Raw genomic sequence first — 15,844 nt, forward strand, 5'->3', positions numbered from 1 at the left:
ACTGGGAATTACAGCACCGGTTTTAACCGGGCTTTAGTGGCCAGCCTATTGCTGAGTTTTCCGGTAACGGCCCACACCAGTAGCGCCAGCCAGGCAATCCAGGAAACACCGGCCGGAATATTTAGCAGTGCAATTTTGCCAAAATGCTGGCGGTTAAACGCCAGCGCTAGCAGGCTGGGTAAAAACCACACCATTAAAAAGAACAGACCAAAGCCAACTAAAAACAGTACATCAGCTTGTTGCCAGGCCGTGCTGAAGGTGGCGATAAAGTGGTTTATAGTTTCCATGTTTTAGTCCTCGTTTGTTACTTTTTTAACTGCAGCTTCAAGCACCACGGCAATCAGCCACATTGCCGCAAAAAAGATGCCGAAAGATACTAACTCGTTGCTATCGACCTGGTACCAAGCGGTTGTCAATGGTGTTATTAACTGTTGTAAGGTTTCCATGGTTATTTCCTCGCTTGGTTTAATGTGTTTTAAGTTCAGATTTACAGTTCAGTGTTACTTAGGTTGGCCAGCTCAGCTTTTAGCGCCTCAACAGGGTGGGCTTGGCCTTGCTGCACCACGGTGTGCACAGTATTTAGCGCAGTAAGATTGGTAAGCGGATTAGCTCGCATCACAATAAAGTCAGCAACAAAGCCTGGTGCAAGCTGGCCGGTGTTAGCCAGGTTCAGATGGCGGGCGCCGCCTATCGTAGCCAGTTGCAATATTTGCCAGTTCGTTAAACCTGCACCCTGGCTAAGTTGTAATTCACGCAGATAAAAGGGGCCGCTGGCTACACTGTCGGTGCCGATGGCTAATGGCACGCCGGCGTCAAATAAACGTTTAAACAATTGCTGTACTTTTGGTAGTTGCTGCTGCGCAGTAGTAAATTCTTCTGCTGTCCAGTCATAACTTGGCGCCGCCATCGTTGCGCGCCAACGCTTGCGCATCTGTGGGTGAAATACCCACATATCATCCTCAGAATAAAGCGCGTCTAACTCGCGGGCGAAATATAACAATTCATTAACAACCAACGTTAAATCAATCCGGGTTTGTTGCTTAACTAAGCTGCCGATCAATCGCTGCACTGGCTCACTGTCGTAGTCTACATGCTGGAACCAGCTGTAAATAAATCGCTGATTAAGCAGATTTTTTCTTTCAGCAAGATAAGAGACTTTAGATGCCCCGGTTAACAGCTCAGCACTGGTTGGCAGAGCATGGGTTAATATATCAACGCCGAGCTCTGCCGCGTACTGCCAACTAACACTGTCCAGATGCGCGACTGTTTTCAAGCCTGCCTCATTAGCCAGCCGCACGCCCATTGCCACCTCATCTTTACTCAGACCCGCATAAAGCTTGATGTAATCGGCCCCCTGCTCTTTTTGGCTAGCTATTTCTACCTGCCAACCGGCTTCATCTTTCGGATGTACAGAGCCTCCTAAAATCGGCGTGGGTTCAAAGATATAACCGGCATAGCTGAGCTTTGGCCCAGGCCAACTCCCTGATTGCTGTTGACGCAGATACTCAGCATTCGCAGCCGCGTCGCCCGCCGGACTAAAAGCCGTGGTCACGCCGGTGGCAAGCGTACTGATGGCGTGATAACGGGTCATTTCACTGTTGCCTTGCAATGTCAGTGCTGGCTTACCGTCCTGCATCACCACCCGTGGTGGGCCGGCGGTCAAATGCAGGTGAACATCAATCAAGCCAGGCATGACATATTGGCCCTGCAAATCAATCTGATTTGCCGCCTCAGGTAAGCCGGCATCTGCCTGAAGCTGCCCCATTTGCACTATGTTGCCATTTTTTACCAACAACCAACCGTCGTTAAGCTGTTGCTCAGTTGCCGGATTTAGCAAGGTAGCGTTGTGATACAGCACCGTGTCTTGCTGAACAGCGCTTAAATTATCTGCCAGCACCAGCTGCGATGAAAAACCTGCGACCAAACAGACAAGTAATGATTTTTTCAAGTTTATTGTTTTCAAGGTAAGGCTCCTGCTATTTTCTGTATTTGCTGATTAAGTCGTTGATTTTTTGTCAGGTGTTACAGATTATTTTTTTATTTATTTGTGTAACACTTGGTCTGACTTAACAGACTAAACGGGTAGGCGCGGTAAAAGCTGCGTAACTCAGACAGACTTAATAAAAGGGCGTCATCGTTTGATAACAGCACCCAACAGCGGGCAAAACGCTACCAATTTCGTTTTGAAACTATGGCAGCAACACCAGGGCGCCATTGGCCGTGCTTTAATGGCAAACGAGGCAGATCCGGCAGCGCGGCAAGATTTAAAGCAGGATATTTTTCTGGCATTGCATCAGGCAGCAGACAGGCTAAAAGCTGCAGAAATGCCGCGCGCTTACCTGTTTCGTATCGTGCACAATGTCACTGTCGATCATATAGCCCGTGCACAGCGGCATAAGTGGCAGCCACTGGATGACGAATTACAGCAACAGATGCTGGATGATTGCCCGTCAGAACTATTAGGTGAACAACAACAAAGCCAGCAGTTAATGCGAGCCGTAAGGCAATTGTCTGCAGCTAACCGGCAGGTGATTTTGCTGGCAATGGAAGATTTAGATGCACCAGAGATTGCAGATATTCTGCAAATTAGCCACGGTGCAGTGCGGGTGCGGCTTAATCGCGCCAAAACAGAATTGATGGAGCTGATGCAAAATGGCAGATAACTTTGACTTTGACGCCCTGGCGAAAAGCTGGCAGCAGCAACCTGCGGACGAGGCGGCTCCAAGCACCACTGATTTAGCCGAGGCCAGTCAGCGCCTGCGCGAGCAAAAATTGCTGATGTATGGCGAGTGGCTCGGGGCGGTTATTATGGCTATTACTGCAGTGTGGTTATTATTTAACCTGCCTGGCTGGCTAGGGGGAGTTTCAGCCCTATTTCTGGCACTTGGGGCCTTAAGTACAGCATATATTAGCTGGCAGATACACCGGCCAATACTGGCTTATGACAACTGGAGTAGCAACGGCTTGCTGCAATTTCGCCGCCGGGCCTGCCAGCTTAATGTACAGCATTATCGCTATACCCAGCTCAGCTGCTTGGCACTACTGTTATTTACGCTGGTACTGTGGATTTTGCACCTGTGGCAACTGGACGATACCCCACTTACCATGCTGCTATTTTACAGCCTGATCGTATCGCCGGCCTGTGTGTTTGGCATTTACCGGCTGCAAAAAAAGGTTCATCAAAAAGCCATTGAGTTGGCGCATTTAGATGCGCTGGCCGCGGACTTTGACTAAGCAATTGTCCCAGCACTAAGCTGCCGGCAAACACCGGCAGCAACTAGCACTGACATATACGCCAGAAAGGCAGCTACGATACGCTACTGTAAACATCGCTGAGTAAAAGCGGCTGCATTTCTGCAGCCGGGGAGCAGCATAAGAATATTTACTACCTTGGTTTATAAACCGCAATAGGCCGCTAAGCCTTTGTCGGCAACCTCGTCCACAGCATGTTGTCCGCCAGCGCGCAGCGCAGCAACTTTGGCTTCAACTTCAGCGGTGTTGAGTAATTGATCTTCAACATGCAAAACCCAGTCAATGTCCTGCTGATACTGCCTGGGCTCAGCTGAGTTAATCGGACCAACAGAGCCGTCGGCGCCTTTAGGCATAAACCACAGGTTAAAATTCATCGACATCGGCACTTCCGGCGCCACGGCGGCACTGTGCTCGCCAATTTCGCTACCATCAACATAGTAGCGCACCGACTCTGACGTTACATTCATCACCAGCGTATGCCAGCCGGCATAATCACCCGGTACGCGGCTAAACTCGTTCACTTTAGTCCAGGGCTCTAACTGAAAGGTTTCCCAGGTGGTGGTCCACATCGCACTATCGCTGTTTTCGCCCCAACCACCGTTTGGCAGATACTCAAAATCCACTTCGCTGTAATCCGGATCCAGTGGTGCGGCAAGCGGGCTTATCGCATAAAAGGTCTGGATCACTTCATCGCCATCCGCACCATAAGTGGGCTCGTTGCGAAAAAACACTCGTGCAGCATAGGTGCCGTACAAATATTTACGCGCATGACAAATTTGCGTATGGCGTGTGCCGGCACCGCTACCATCCGTGACCGAGCTCATACGGGCAATGCCGAACTGCGCTTGCTCTGGTGCAGGGTGAACACTTATGCCCTCTGCCGACCAGGTGGCAGCAGCAATACCGGGATGGCCGGTTTCGGTGCGGGCAGTCCAGCCATTGGCAAACAACGCCTCAGCACTGGTGTAGTTAAAATCGTCAAACATCAAACCAGTTTGATCAGGCATTGCCGCAGTTTGATTTGAATTGGTAACCGTAGCTGGCCCACAACCGCCCAGTAGCAGCAATACAGCAAATGATGAATAGCGCATAATTTTCCCCGTTTTTTGTTTAAAAAACAGCCTAACGGTTAAATGACAACGCTGTCAATTGCTAATTCCATATACTTTTCTGTTGTTTGGTTAATTATCTGCCAGTAATTAACGTCATATTTTGTTGCTGATCTAAAGTGATAATACTATTAGCCCGCTGCGGCATCTGCTGCCAACCGGCCTGCGTTAAACGTTGAAACGGCAACATAAAGCGTGCCAGTTCGATATCTGTCATGCCGCTGCCGCGTTGTTGCCATAACTGTTGCTCTTGCCTGGCGCGCCAGCGGCATACGCAATCCCAGTTGGGTGCTTGCAGCCAAATAAGCGATTTTAGTAAATGCCAATATTCAGTATAAGGCCCGGCAAGCTGCGCATTAATGTAATGGCGCCAGCGGCCATCTTCATCCTCACTGGCTTCCAGCGTATTTACCGGCATAGCCAATTCAGCCTCTGTTTGTGGGGTAACACCAACACACCAGCCTTCAACAATCAGTATATCCAGCTGTTGCAACGGCAAAGGCGTAGCCGGTTCATCCAGTGCTTTATCAAACTTCGGCAGCGTAACGGCCTCTCCCGCCAGCACTGCGTAAGCATCTTTAATAGCTTGCTGAATGTTGTGGGTACCCGGCACCCCGCGCTGTGCCAGCAAAGGATGAATACTCTGCGCCAGCTGCGTACGCTGCACCTTGCTCAAATAGTAGTCATCAAGCGACACAGCTGCTGCTTTGATGCCGTGCAGGGTTAGCTGCTGTACTAACAATGCTGCCAGCGTACTTTTCCCACTACCCTGAGCACCGCTGATGCCAATGACTGCTGGTAGGCTAAAGTCGGATTGCAGTTTTTTGACCAACTGCGCTAAGGTTGTCTGATACTGTGCGCTACTGCGAAAATCAGTCATGTTAACCATCCGGACAAATAACAGAATAATGAGTCTACTATGCTAAACACCGCTGCTAAACCCCTGGTTAAACTGGTAGAACGCTACCTGCCCGATCCCTACATCTTTGTGTTACTGCTCAGCATAGTGGTGTTTGCCGCAGCAGTGCTGTTTGAGCAACAAAGCCCGCTGGCCGTTATAGGCTATTGGGGTGATGGCTTCTGGGGCTTACTCGGTTTTTCCATGCAGATGCTGCTGGTACTGATTACCGGTTTTATGCTGGCCAATACCCCGCTGATCACGGCTATATTAAACCGCCTTGCCGCACTGGCAAAAACCGCCGGCCAGGCGATAGTGCTGGTAACGGTGATCTCATTAATTGCCAGTTGGTTAAACTGGGGTTTTGGTTTAGTAGTCGGCGCTTTATTTGCCAAAGCCTTAGCGCGGCGCATCAAAGTAGATTACCGCCTGCTTGTGGCCAGCGCCTATTCCGGCTTTGTGGTGTGGCATGGCGGCCTGGCAGGCTCAGTGCCGCTGACTATCGCCACACCAAATCATTTCAGCGAAGCGCAAATCGGCATTATTCCCACCAGCGAAACCATTTTTGCCGGTTTTAATCTGCTGTTAGTCGCACTGCTGTTTATCGCCGTACCGCTGGTGAACTATCTGATGTTACCGGCCAAAGGCGACAGTGTGTATGTTGACCCAGCCAAGCTGCAGCCTGCTCAGCCGCTGGATACCGGCAGTGCCCGCCCGGCTGATAAACTGGAAAATAGCCTGCTGCTAGCATTGCTAGTGGGTTTAGCCGGTATTGCTTACTTGGTGCAATATTTTTCCAAGGGTGGCAGCCTTAACCTGAATATCGTTAACTTCCTGTTCTTGTTTTTAGCGATAGTGTTGCACGGTACGCCACGGCGGTTACTGCATAGCCTGCAGCAGGCCATTCAGGGCGGTGCTGGCATTGTTATTCAGTTTCCGTTTTATGCCGGTATTATGGGCATTATGCTGCAATCTGGCTTAGCGCAAAGTATGTCACAGTGGTTTGTCAGTTTCGCCACGGCGGAAACGCTGGCGTTCTACAGCTTTATCAGCGCTGGCATTGTGAATATTTTTGTGCCCTCCGGCGGTGGTCAGTGGGCTGTACAAGCGCCGGTAATGCTGCCCGCAGCATTGGAATTAGGTGCCGATGTCAGCCGCATAGCTATGGCCGTTGCCTGGGGTGATGCCTGGACCAACCTTATTCAACCCTTTTGGGCCTTACCGGTACTGGCCATTGCCGGTTTAAAAGCGAAAGATATTATGGGCTTTTGCTTACTGCAGCTTGTTATTACTGGTGTAATTATAAGTCTGGTGCTGAGCTTTGCCTGAGCTGGAACAGCGATGAGCTACGAAGTAGCAGAACGTCAAACTAACGGCTGGCAACTGCAACTCATCGCAATCAAAACTTAATACTATTGATAATAATTATCATTACTGTACCATCATCGGGATTTCCGAGGATGAGCATGCAGTTAACTATGAACAAATTAAAACTGGCGCTGGCAGTGCAGCTGGCGTGTTTACCGGTCGCCTCTATTGCGGCTGATTCGCAGCAAAATGACGCAAAAGCAGTTGAAACCATTACCGTACGCGGCCAATACACGGTAAATGAAACCATTGATACTGCTACAGGCTTGGGCTTAACCCTGCTGGAAACGCCGCAGTCTGTAAGTGTGATGACAGCACAGCGAATAATAGATTTAGATATCAGCTCTATTGCAGATGCCATAATCCAAACGCCGGGATTATCATCCAAATCCTTTGATAGCACGCGTAATACGTTTAGCGCCCGAGGTTTTGATATCGATAAATTTCAGCTCGACGGTGTGCCGATGGCCTGGAGCCTGGCCGGTGACTCCGGCGAAACCATTACCGATGTGGCCATTTACGAACGCATAGAAGTAGTGCGTGGCGCTACCGGCCTGTTAACCGGTGTCGGTGAGCCATCAGCATCAATTAACTTAGTACGCAAGCATGCTAATGCCCGTGAGCTGACTGGCAGCATCAACGGCGGTGTTGGCAGTTGGAACAAACGCTTCCTGACTACCGATGTCAGCACACCGCTGACAGCTGACGGCAATGTGCGCGCCCGCTTTGTGGCGAAAAAAGAGCTCAGCGACAGCTTCCGTGATTTGGCAGAAGAAGATAAAACGTTACTGTACGGTGTGCTGGATGCCGATTTGAGCAACAGCATCACATTAAGCCTCGGCAGTAGCTATCAGGATAATGACCCAACCGCTTCTACCTGGGGTGCACTGCCTCCGTTGTTTACTGACGATACGCCAACCGACTGGGACAGAGGTACCACTACAGCAGCAGATTGGACGCGCTGGGATTCAACCAGCAAAAACCAGTTTATCAGTTTAACCCAGCAATTTAATAACGGCTGGCAGCTCAAAGTAAACCTGAACCACAATAAAAACACCGCCAATACCCGCTTGTTGTATATCTATGGTGCAGCCGACAAAGACAGCGGTGAAGGCCTGATCGCCTGGCCGTATAACAGTGACGGTTTTAGCAAACAAACCAGCGTCGATATTCAGCTACAGGGTAGTTATAGCTTGCTGGGCCGCGAACATGAGTTTGTTGCCGGTGCCTTAGACAGCAAACAGCAATCTGAAGTGCAAACCTATGCCGCACTGGCTTGGCCAGACAGCGGTAACTTTTATCAATGGGATGGCAGCGTGGCTGAGCCGGGTTGGGCCACTACGCCGGAACAGGCCGTTGATCTTGATACCGATCAGCGCGGTTTTTATGTGGCAACGCGTTTTGCGATCACTGAACACCTTAAGCTGATTGCCGGTGGCCGCTACACTGAGTGGCAACGTGCCGGCATAAACTACGGTGCAGCGCTGGATTTTGGTGACGATAAATTTGTGCCTTATGTTGGCCTAACCTACCAGATTGCTGAAGACCATATATTGTATGCCAGCCATACCGAAATTTTTACACCGCAAAATGCCTATGACCGCAACGGTAATTTCCTCAATGCCATCGTCGGCAGTAATCAGGAAATCGGTGTGAAGAGCAGTTTCCTCGACGGCGCTCTGCAAACCGCCTTTGCCGTGTTTCGTATAGAACAGGACAACCTGGCGCAGGCAGATGCTACCTATAACGACCCGGCAAATAATTTCTTCCCGTCGTTTGCTGCCCGTGGTTCTGAAAGTAAAGGCTTTGAACTGGAAGTCATTGGCCGCGTTAACGAAAGCTGGAATATCAGTGCAGGTTATTCACAGTTTACGGCTGAAGATCGCGATGGCGCAGACATTAATGTTAACCACCCGCGCAAGAAGCTGAACCTGTTTTCTACCTATGAGTTTACCGACATACTGGCAGGACTTACGGTTGGTGGAGGCCTTAGCTGGGAAAGCGAATCGTACAGTGATGTAATTGCGCTACCGTTAAGTGGTTTGCCCTATCAGATTAAGCAAGACAGCTTTGTGCGGGCCAACCTAATGGCTCGCTATGAGGTTAACAAGCAGTTTTCGATACAACTGAACCTGCATAACTTGTTGGATGAAACGTATTATGGCGGCTTAACGCAGCAGTATAACTACGGTGCACCACGTAACTTTAGCTTAGGCGCTACCTGGTCGTTCTGATATGGCAAAAATTAGCAATCGCTTTTGGTTTCAGCTACATGGCTGGGTGTCGCTGCCAGTCTGGTTAATCTTCTGCTTTGTTTGTTTAACCGGCACTATCGCGGTGTTAAGCCACGAATTAACCTGGCTAACCAACCCCGCTTCGCGCGCCACTAACCCGGATAATTTGCCGGCCAAACCGGTAGCGGAATTGGTGGCTAAAGTGCAACAAGCCTACCCAACTGCCGACGTGGGTACAGTAATGATATTTGAGCCTTATCTGGTCAACGCCGTGATCTTTACCGATCACGATAAGCCCTATGCTATTGCCTACGTAAACCAGTACAGCGGTGAAATTCAGCAAATAAATGAGGGTATTACCTTTATTGGTTTTATGCGCAGCCTGCATGGCTGGTTATTATTTCCCTGGCCGGGCAGTTACAGTGTGGGTTATTACCTGGTATCGGCAATGGCATTGGTGATGCTGGGTGCACTGGTTACCGGCTTAGTGATTTACAAAAACTTCTGGCGTAGCTTTACCCAACCGAAAATCCGTTTTAACCAAGGTAAGAAAACTGTGCTTACCGATTTACATCGCTTAGCCGGCGTGTGGTCAATTTGGTTTCTAACGGTGATGAGTGCGACAGGGCTGTGGTATTTGGTTCAGGCGATAATGTGGCATGCCGATATTGATATTGAACCACATGCGCCGCTGGTAACCGTAGAGCAACTGCCGGCAAAGCAACAAACTCCACCGGTCAGCTTTGCCGATGCCATGCAGATTGCGCAACAGCGCTTCCCGGATTTTCGCCCCAGTTATCTGATGTTGCCCGAGCATAACCGCGGTATGTATAACCTGATGGGCGGCGGCGAGCATATTTTTTATGACGAGCAAGCTTACAACCTGAGTATTAACCCCTGGACCGGCGACATTGCTCAAGAGAAGTCGCCGCAGTCGATGACCGCATTGCAAACAGTGATGCATATTGCTGACCCATTACATTACGGCACTATTGGCGGTATCTGGACCAAGGCCATTTGGTTTTTGTTTGGCTTAATATTGTCTGGTATGTCAGTTACCGGTTTTATGATTTGGGGCAGCCGTACGGTAAAAGCTGTGCGTGATAGCCGCAAAGCCGCCGCGTTGCAGGAGATTAACCATGGCGCGTAGTAACAGTTTTTGGCAGCGACACAAATACAAACTGAATGGCCTGGTGTTGGTATTACCGTTTTGGTTTTTATATCAGTCACTGACGCCCGAGTTCCCGGCAGCCTGGCCGGCACAGCAAGTGGGCGGGTTTGAAATTTCGCCTATGCCGTTAAACCAGGAGCCACCTTACGCGCACCACGACGAATACGTGAAAGACTTTATGCTGATATTCAGCAAAGGCGATATCAGCACCTTACGTCAGGGCTATTTAAATATTGGCCCTGCGGCTTTGCCGCTGGCACAGCTGCAACAGGGCGAAGCAGGTATTTTACACGGCAGCCGCCACGGCCAGCATGTGCACGCCATAGCGCCAAAAAATCTGGCTGGCCGTGACAAAGTCTGGCTGACGCTACAAACCTGGCAGGATGAAATACTCACCACAAGCTGGGATTTACCCTCAAGCTTACTTAGAAAATAATAATCGTAAGGCAGTATATGCCATGCTGTACTGCCGTATCTTCGTTTAAACCCCCTGTTATCATGGCAAACCGCTGCAGTACCATGTCACGCTTAAAATGTTACAAATTACATAGTACTACTTCCCTGTTAACTTAAATGTACTTTTAGCCACCAGTTGTTTAACATGCGTTTTTTAATTAAGTAAGGACGCTTTCTGTTATGAAAGTATTATTCACTTTGTGCTTTGCAGTTTTAACAGCCCTACCGGCTCTTGCTGGTGTTACACCCTGGATGGAACTTAAGATTGAGAATGGTCATATTTCAATACCCATCACCATTTCAGGCATTGAAACAAAAGCAATTATAGATACCGGCTCACAAATTAACGCCTTAAACAGCGCGTTTCGTAATAAAAACGAGCTGAGCTTCGGCACTGGACAAAATTATAAACTCAAGGGCGTGCACGGCACGGAGATGGTCAATAGTTTTAACCAGGTACCGGTAAATTTGTTTGGCGCCGAGATGAAGCTGGACGGGCTAGCTGACATTTCCTTGGGGCACCACTCAACAGGGTTATTATTGGGCGCCGGTTTCCTCGAGCAATTTGTATTACAAATCGACTACCCTAATCAGCGCATCCGTTTTGTCACCCACGGTGTACTTAAGATGTCTGAACTGCAAAATATCGACTTTCAACTGCAAAAAGGCAGTGGTATGCCAATAGTAAAAGTGGGGCTGGGAGAGGATAAATCAGCCTGGGTGCTTTTTGATACCGGCAGCAACGGCGGCTTACTGTTTAATAAATCCATGGCTGAAGCTATGGGCTGGCATGACACCTTGTCTGCTGAGCAAAGCCTTTCTAAGGGCGCTACCAGCCATGTCGCCGTAATGGACAACTACCGTGTTCCAGAGGTCGTGTTTGGCCCTTATACTCTGGAGCATGTGTTGGTAAGCATTCCTGCTGATGACAGCCGCATTTTTCAGCAAGATCAGTATAAGGCGCTCGGGTCTAATATCCGGGGCAAGAAAATACAGGGCATTCTTGGTTACGATATACTGCAACACTTTGTATTAACCGTTGATTACAAAAACGGTTATGCCCATGTTGGTCTGCCAGAAGAAGGCTAATCTCAGGGCCTTGCATCAGGGTGCGGTGGTCGGCCAGACACCACCACCTGCACTGTGATACCCGCTAGACTTGTTAGCAATTGCTATAACACCATCCTAAAAATGTGTGCAGCAACAGCTTGTACACTTTTTAACCATTAATACACTATACTTCTTTGCACATTCGACGCTGTTATCGCTAAGCGATATGCCGGTTATTTTTTAACAGGAGCAAAGTTATGGTGGCAGCAAAACGTATTATCATTTGTTGTGATGGTACCTGGAATGAACCAGATGACATCCCAACTAACGTTACAAAAATGGTTAGGGCTATTTCCCCCGTCAGCCCTGACGGCATTCATCAGGTTGTATTCTATGATCAAGGTGTAGGCACCGGCGGAAAAATAGATAAATTTATTGGCGGCGCCTTTGGTAGTGGGTTGGAAAAAAATGTACTGGATTGCTATCGGTTTTTAATTCATAACTTTCAGCTAGGGGATGAAATATACGCCTTTGGCTTTAGCCGTGGCGCTTATACCGCACGCGCTTTTGTTGGCTTAATCCATGCCGTTGGGCTGTTGGAAAAAAGCACGCTGGATAAGCTAACTCAAGCCTACAAGCACTATCGCACTGAGCCTGAAGATCGCCAGCAAGGACTATACGAAGACAACTATCGCCCTGATATTCGTATGGTTGGCGTGTTTGACACGGTTGGCGCTCTTGGCGCACCAACACCTTTACTTGGTAAGTTTACCCGTAATTGGGTGGGCTTTTTTAATACCCGCATCTGTGCACAAGTTAAATATGCCTACCATGCTCTGGCACTGGATGAGAGGCGGGCGCCATTTCAACCCGATTTGTGGACCGGTACTTTGCAAGACGACCAATATATGGAGCAATGCTGGTTTGCCGGTGCCCATTCAGATATTGGCGGTGGCTACGCAGAATGCGGCTTGTCCGATATCGCCTTGCAATGGATGGTAGGCAAGGCATCGGCACTAGGGTTGGTGTTTAACCAGACCTATTTGGATGCACAGTGCAAACCAGACTTAAATATGCAACCACATGACTCTTATAGTTTTAGCTATAAATTGCTGGAAAAAATGGCCAATGCAGAGTCGGTGCGACTCGTGTTTGGTGATCCGGCAAACCCGCCTATAAATGTCAGTATTCACGACAGTGTCTATCAGCGTGTTGCGAAAGGTAATTATCAGCCGCAAAATCCGGACTTTCCTGCAGCTGATAAATTGGCTGACCGGCGTAATGCCGTGCGCTTTCAGGTAAACGATACCCCGCAAGCGCAGCTGACACTAAAAGAGTTTGCCGCAAGCTGTAAGGTGCTCGACTTTAGTAAAGGCGGTGGCGCCCGCATTCAATTTGACGGTGAGTTAAAAACGGGCGATAACGTAAGCATTGACAGCGAGCGCTTTGGCCACAATATCGCACAGTGTGTCTGGCAAAAAGGCAACCAGTATGGTTTACAATTTGCTGCCTGACATGCCAGGCAGTAAATTGTATTTTCCCCCTGCGCTTGCTGGTTCAGATAGGTTCGGTTTAGTTCAGGCTTATTCATTGTTTCATGCTTTCTGTCCTGTCAGGCGTTTAAACGACCACACCGCCAGGGCAGCTAACAGCACACTGCTGACAACCAGTACTAACAAATGTAGCCACAGCGCATGGCCCTGATCCATATCGATAACTTTGAGACCCAGTTGTGACAAGTGATAGCTGGGCCAAATCCAGCTGGCTTGCTGCAATACCGTTGGCAACAAATGAATTGGCAGCCACAGGCCGGATAAAAACGCCATCGGTAGATAAAGTAAGTTGACCACACCCGGCGCAGCTTTATCGCTAAGTGTTAAACCTAAAATCAGCCCGATTAAGGCAAACGGCAAGGTGCCCAACAACAATACCATCGCCAGTAGAAACCACTGTGCACTATGCAACCTGACATCAGCAAACAGGGCGGCCACGGTGAACAACGCCACGATAATTACCAGCGAAAACACCAGCGCGGTACTGAATTTAGCCAGTAAGTAAGCCGGAACCGGCATTGGCGATAGTCGTTTTAGGGTTAACCAACCGTGAGCTCGGTCGCTGGCAATATTCATGGCAAAGTTAAACATCGCCGGCCCCATAATGCCAAAACATGCGTAAGTCACCAGCATATAAGTACTGGCAGCGCCTGTATTGAATACCACACCAAAAAACAGATAAAACATCAGCGGAAATGCCAGCGACGGTATAACAAAACCGGGCGTACGCCAAACACTGATTAAGTCGTACCAGGCTTCTTTACGATAGATTGCGGCAGTGCTCATGCGGCTTGCTCCTCTGTTGTTTTGCTACCTTGGGTCAGCTGCAAGAAAGCCTGTTCCAGCGCTACCGACCGCACTTCCAGCTGATGTAAACTTTCGTCTGCCAGTAGCAGGGCTTTAACCGTTTGTTCAGGCTGGCTGCTATGTAAGGTAATCCGTTTGTTGTCACGGCTTAGTTCTTGTACGCCGGGCAGTGCAAGTAAAGCGGCATTGTCCAGTGCACTATGACAGCTGATAACTTTGTACTGCGTTAACGCTTTAAGCTCAGCCGGGCTACCGCTGGCAACAATAACCCCCTGATCCAGCACTAAAACGCGGTCGGCCAGTTGTTCGGCCTCTTCCAGGTAATGTGTGGTTAGCACCACAGCAACGCCTTGCTGTTTTAACCGGCCAACCTGCTGCCATAAACTACGACGGGCTTCAACGTCCATACCCAGTGTCGGCTCATCCAGAAACACCAGTTGCGGCTTACCGGCAAGTGCCAACGCAAACAATAAACGCTGCTTTTGGCCACCTGACAAGCGACTAAAACGTTGTTTAACATGGCCCTCCAGTCCGGCAAGGCCAACCAGTTCTGTCGGGCTATAGCCGTTGTGGAAATAACTACTGAATAAATCGCATTGCTCAAACACGGTTAAATTGGCGCTAAGGCTGCCCACTTGCATCATCACACCCAGCTTCTGTCGTATAGCCATACTGCGCGCCATGCTGTCTTGCCGTTGGCCCAAGAGGCGTATTTCACCGCTGTCAGTCTTAACCAGGCCTAAAATAGCCGAGATCAGTGTGGTTTTACCTGCACCATTTGGCCCCAGTATCGCAAGTACTTCGCCAGGAGCAACATCCAGCGTTACCCCTTGCAGTACAACGTTGCTGTTGTAGCTTTTGTGCAGGTTGCTTACCTTTAGCGCTGCATCGGTCTGTGGTTTCATCTTGCACCCCTTTAACCTTGCTGCTTAGACAAAAACTGCTGAATGTGCTGGTTAAGCCACTCAGGTGCATCAGCCATAATAAAGTGTTTGGAATCATGGGCAAACGCGAAACTGTGAAACGCTGCCGGGGCATTAGCCAACTGACTTTCGTAATTTTTTTGCACCTGTTCCGGTGTGCTGTAAGGCGCGCCATGTTGCAGTGCACCCAGCGTAAGCACCGGTACGCGAAGATTAGACAACTGTGGCCGTAAATCTGCCCGCATCAGTTCGCCAAATACCCGGCCTGAGGTTTGGCCATCCGAGCGATACATATCCGCCACGATGCGCTGCTGCCATTGCTCGTTGTTTGCCATGCTTTTTGCCATTGCTACAGGGTCAAAGCCACCCCGTTGAGGCTGTGGTTTGCTATCGCCAGTCCCGGCCGTGCTTTGTGATGCGTTTTCTGATGTATTTTTTGATGTACTTTGTGATGTGTGTTGCGTATTGCTCTGTCCAAGCATCGCACCGAGTGCCGGCAAACCATCAACATTAATCGCAGCACTAATATGCTCCGGTGCATCCGCAGCCAACGCCAGCGCCAGATAGCCACCCAGTGAATGACCAATGATTACCGGCTTATCTAACTGCTGTTCACTGATATAGCGAAGAATTGCTTGATGCTGTAATGCCAGATAGCCTTCACCCCAGCTTTGCATAGGTATTGGCTTGACGCCGGCAAATCCGGCCAGCGTAAAAATATGTAGCTGATAGTCAGCTTTCAGTGCTTCAACCGTGCTTTGCCACACCTCACCAGACGAGGCTAAACCCGGAATAAGAATTACCGCAGGGCCTTCGCCGACTACTTTAACTTCAAAACAAGCGCATGCCTGCTGCTGTTGTGCCGCTGTCGCAGGGACAGATTGTTGCGCCGCGGCAGGCAGGCTCAGCAAGTTGCTACCCAAACCTAATGCCAGAACCAGATTACAAATTGTCGTATTGAATGCTTTCATGTCGTAGACCCCGTCAGTGTTTAGCTGTGTGTGATGTTGATGGAGCCAGTGT

General features: G+C 49.4%; 16 protein-coding genes. 8 read left to right on the forward strand and 8 right to left on the reverse strand.

Going from position 1 to position 15,844, the window contains the following annotated elements:
* Positions 1 to 8: 8 nt before the first annotated feature.
* The 3 genes from ORJ00_RS13050 to ORJ00_RS13060 are packed head-to-tail and all read right to left on the reverse strand — an operon-like array spanning position 9 to position 1,963.
* Positions 9 to 287, reverse strand: coding sequence for a superinfection immunity protein (locus ORJ00_RS13050; protein WP_306137720.1), 279 nt, complete (start codon positions 285 to 287; stop codon positions 9 to 11).
* Positions 288 to 290: 3 nt separating this feature from the next.
* Entirely contained in the window at positions 291 to 446 is a 156-nt protein-coding gene (locus ORJ00_RS13055; protein ID WP_306140068.1) for a hypothetical protein, read from the reverse strand.
* Positions 447 to 487: 41 nt separating this feature from the next.
* Positions 488 to 1,963, reverse strand: coding sequence for an amidohydrolase family protein (locus tag ORJ00_RS13060; protein ID WP_306140069.1), 1,476 nt, complete (start codon positions 1,961 to 1,963; stop codon positions 488 to 490).
* Between the two features lie 175 nt (positions 1,964 to 2,138).
* Here ORJ00_RS13060 and ORJ00_RS13065 point away from each other — a divergent pair, with 175 nt between their 5' ends.
* Positions 2,139 to 2,663, forward strand: coding sequence for an RNA polymerase sigma factor (locus ORJ00_RS13065; protein ID WP_027669484.1), 525 nt, complete (start codon positions 2,139 to 2,141; stop codon positions 2,661 to 2,663).
* On the forward strand, positions 2,653 to 3,234 hold the full coding sequence (locus ORJ00_RS13070) for a hypothetical protein (protein WP_027669485.1): 582 nt from the start codon (positions 2,653 to 2,655) through the stop codon (positions 3,232 to 3,234). The genes ORJ00_RS13065 and ORJ00_RS13070 overlap by 11 nt, the downstream gene beginning before the upstream one ends.
* 161 nt (positions 3,235 to 3,395) lie before the next feature.
* Here ORJ00_RS13070 and ORJ00_RS13075 read toward each other — a convergent pair whose 3' ends face one another.
* On the reverse strand, positions 3,396 to 4,343 hold the full coding sequence (locus ORJ00_RS13075) for a glycoside hydrolase family 16 protein (protein WP_306140070.1): 948 nt from the start codon (positions 4,341 to 4,343) through the stop codon (positions 3,396 to 3,398).
* Positions 4,344 to 4,437: 94 nt separating this feature from the next.
* Positions 4,438 to 5,241, reverse strand: coding sequence for a kinase (locus ORJ00_RS13080; protein ID WP_306126539.1), 804 nt, complete (start codon positions 5,239 to 5,241; stop codon positions 4,438 to 4,440).
* Positions 5,242 to 5,280: 39 nt separating this feature from the next.
* Here ORJ00_RS13080 and ORJ00_RS13085 point away from each other — a divergent pair, with 39 nt between their 5' ends.
* From ORJ00_RS13085 to ORJ00_RS13110, 6 genes are all read left to right on the forward strand, one after another.
* On the forward strand, positions 5,281 to 6,588 hold the full coding sequence (locus tag ORJ00_RS13085) for a short-chain fatty acid transporter (protein WP_306140071.1): 1,308 nt from the start codon (positions 5,281 to 5,283) through the stop codon (positions 6,586 to 6,588).
* A gap of 149 nt (positions 6,589 to 6,737) precedes the next feature.
* A complete protein-coding gene (locus tag ORJ00_RS13090) occupies positions 6,738 to 8,861 on the forward strand; it encodes a TonB-dependent siderophore receptor (protein ID WP_306140073.1) in 2,124 nt (707 codons plus the stop codon).
* A gap of 1 nt (position 8,862) precedes the next feature.
* A complete protein-coding gene (locus ORJ00_RS13095) occupies positions 8,863 to 10,011 on the forward strand; it encodes a PepSY-associated TM helix domain-containing protein (RefSeq protein ID WP_306140074.1) in 1,149 nt (382 codons plus the stop codon).
* Positions 10,001 to 10,468: a PA2404 family protein gene (locus ORJ00_RS13100; protein ID WP_305977409.1), complete on the forward strand. Its 468-nt coding sequence runs from the start codon at positions 10,001 to 10,003 to the stop codon at positions 10,466 to 10,468. Before ORJ00_RS13095 ends, ORJ00_RS13100 begins: the two co-directional genes overlap by 11 nt.
* Positions 10,469 to 10,668: 200 nt before the next feature.
* Positions 10,669 to 11,577 (forward strand): aspartyl protease family protein, encoded by a 909-nt coding sequence (locus tag ORJ00_RS13105; RefSeq protein WP_305977408.1) that lies wholly within the window; start codon positions 10,669 to 10,671, stop codon positions 11,575 to 11,577.
* 218 nt (positions 11,578 to 11,795) lie between these two features.
* The gene (locus ORJ00_RS13110; RefSeq protein ID WP_306126537.1) at positions 11,796 to 13,052 is read left to right on the forward strand and encodes a T6SS phospholipase effector Tle1-like catalytic domain-containing protein; all 1,257 of its coding nucleotides are present in this window, start codon (positions 11,796 to 11,798) and stop codon (positions 13,050 to 13,052) included.
* Between the two features lie 81 nt (positions 13,053 to 13,133).
* Here the strand turns inward: ORJ00_RS13110 and ORJ00_RS13115 are convergent, their stop codons facing one another.
* From ORJ00_RS13115 to ORJ00_RS13125, 3 genes are read right to left on the reverse strand one after another with little or no spacing between them, the layout of a single operon-like run.
* Positions 13,134 to 13,877 carry an ABC transporter permease gene (locus tag ORJ00_RS13115; protein WP_027669494.1) on the reverse strand — a complete coding sequence of 248 codons (744 nt, stop codon included), beginning with the start codon at positions 13,875 to 13,877 and terminating at the stop codon, positions 13,134 to 13,136.
* Positions 13,874 to 14,803 (reverse strand): ABC transporter ATP-binding protein, encoded by a 930-nt coding sequence (locus ORJ00_RS13120; RefSeq protein ID WP_306136926.1) that lies wholly within the window; start codon positions 14,801 to 14,803, stop codon positions 13,874 to 13,876. The genes ORJ00_RS13115 and ORJ00_RS13120 overlap by 4 nt, the downstream gene beginning before the upstream one ends.
* Positions 14,804 to 14,814: 11 nt before the next feature.
* On the reverse strand, positions 14,815 to 15,792 hold the full coding sequence (locus tag ORJ00_RS13125; RefSeq protein WP_306140075.1) for an alpha/beta fold hydrolase: 978 nt from the start codon (positions 15,790 to 15,792) through the stop codon (positions 14,815 to 14,817).
* Positions 15,793 to 15,844 lie beyond the last annotated feature (52 nt).

The organism is Rheinheimera baltica, assembly GCF_030731985.1.
In the GTDB taxonomy this organism is placed as follows: domain Bacteria; phylum Pseudomonadota; class Gammaproteobacteria; order Enterobacterales; family Alteromonadaceae; genus Alishewanella; species Alishewanella baltica.